At 74.4% G+C, this 1,829-nt stretch carries 2 protein-coding genes; both read left to right on the top strand.

Annotated elements, in window-relative coordinates; all coding sequences use genetic code 11:
• Window positions 1–439 (top strand): peroxide stress protein YaaA (gene yaaA / locus SACSA_RS0115045; RefSeq protein WP_019818404.1); only part of this gene is annotated, 439 nt, incomplete at its 5' end.
• A gap of 312 nt (window positions 440–751) precedes the next feature.
• On the top strand, window positions 752–1,829 hold a 1,078-nt coding region (locus SACSA_RS23190; RefSeq protein WP_019818402.1), incomplete at its 3' end, for a DEAD/DEAH box helicase.

Genomic DNA, 1,829 nt, shown 5'->3' with positions numbered 1-1,829 from the left:
CCGGGCCGGGCGGCGGCTCGCGGTGGCGTCCGCGCTGTTCGGCGCGGTGCGTGCCGAGGACCCGATCCCGGCCTACCGGCTCTCCGGGGGCACCGCCCTGCCCGGCGCCGGGTCGCTGCGCACACTGTGGCGCCCGGTGCTGGAACCGGCCCTCTCCGGGGTCGACGACCTGGTGGTCGACCTGCGCTCCGGCCCGTACGCGGCGTTGGCACGGATTCCGGGCGCGGTGACCGTACGGGTGGTCACCGAGGACACCGACGGGCGGCGCAGGACGGTCAGCCACCACAACAAGGCACACAAGGGGCGGTTCGCCGCCGCCGTGGCGCGCACCCCCTCCGAGCCGGAGACCGTCACCGACCTGGTCCGAGTCGCGCGCCGCGCGGGGATCACCTGCGAGCCGACCGGGGAGCGCGAACTGGAGATCGTCACCGGGACGTGAGCGGACCTCCGTTCGCCGGGCCGGGTGCCGATCGTCCGGCGCCGTCCACCCGCGGCGGGACGGCCGGACCCGCCGCGTCACCGGGGGATTCCGCCCGCCGGGCCGGTCCGCTGTCCGGCCGCCCGGTGTCCTCGGCTAGACTGGCCGGGCACCGGCGAGCGTTACCTCAGCCGCGCCGTGTGAGTCTTCATCCGTGCTGCGCGTGCTCCGCGCAGGGTTCGTCCTGGGTGACGCCCACCGCACTCCCCCTCGCGGTCCGCCCGTGCGGGCAGCAGGGCCTCCTTGTGACGTGCCACGTCCGAGAGGCATCGAGTGACCACTGTTTCGTTCTCCGAGTTGAACCTGCCCGCGCCGCTGGAGCGTTCGCTGCGTGACGCGGGCCTGACCGAAGCCTTCCCCATCCAGGCCGCCACCGTGCCCGACGCGCTCGCGGGCCGCGACGTGCTCGGCCGCGCCCAGACCGGCTCCGGCAAGACCCTGGCCTTCGGCCTGGCGATGCTGGCCCGGCTCGACGGCGGCAAGGCCACCCCGCGCAAGCCGAGGGCGCTGGTGCTCGTCCCGACACGCGAGCTGGCCATGCAGGTGGCCGACACGCTCGTCCCGCTGGCGAAGTCGCTGCGCCTGTGGTGCCGCGTCGCCGTCGGGGGGATGTCGTTCGAGCGGCAGGCCGAGGCACTCGACCGAGGTGTGGACCTGCTCATCGCCACACCGGGCCGCCTGTCCGACCACCTGCGGCAGGGCACCTGCTCGCTCGACGCGGCCGACATGGTGACTCTCGACGAGGCCGACCAGATGGCCGACATGGGCTTCCTGCCCCAGGTGCGCGACCTCCTGGACCGCACCCCGCGCGGTGGGCAGCGCCTGCTGTTCTCGGCGACCCTCGACGAGGCCGTCGAGCAGCTGGTGCGGACCTACCTGCACGATCCGGTGACCCACTCCGTCGCAGGGGCCACGGCGAGCGTCGAGACGATGGACCACCACCTGCTCCAGGTCGAGCAGCGGGACAAGCAGGCCGTGATCACCGAGATCGCCGCGCGTGACGGCCGCACCATCCTGTTCGTGCGCACCAAGCACCACGTCGACCGGCTCACCACCCGGCTGCGCGCGGGCGGTGTGCGCGCGGGCGCGCTGCACGGCGGTAAGACGCAGGGGCAGCGCAACCGCGTACTCGCCGACTTCAAGGAAGGCCGGACACCGGTGCTGGTCGCCACCGACGTCGCCGCGCGGGGCATCCACGTCGACAACGTGAGCCTGGTGCTGCACGTCGACCCCGCCGCCGACCACAAGGACTACCTGCACCGCGCGGGCCGCACCGCGCGGGCGGGCGCGTCGGGCACGGTCGTGACGCTGCTGACCCGCGACCAGCGCCGGACGGTCCGGCGGATGACCG

This window comes from Saccharomonospora saliphila YIM 90502, assembly GCF_000383795.1.
GTDB classification, from domain to species: Bacteria; Actinomycetota; Actinomycetes; order Mycobacteriales; family Pseudonocardiaceae; genus Saccharomonospora; species Saccharomonospora saliphila.
Note: the sequence above shows the minus strand (reverse complement) of the source record. Positions and strands in the feature narration are given on the sequence as shown.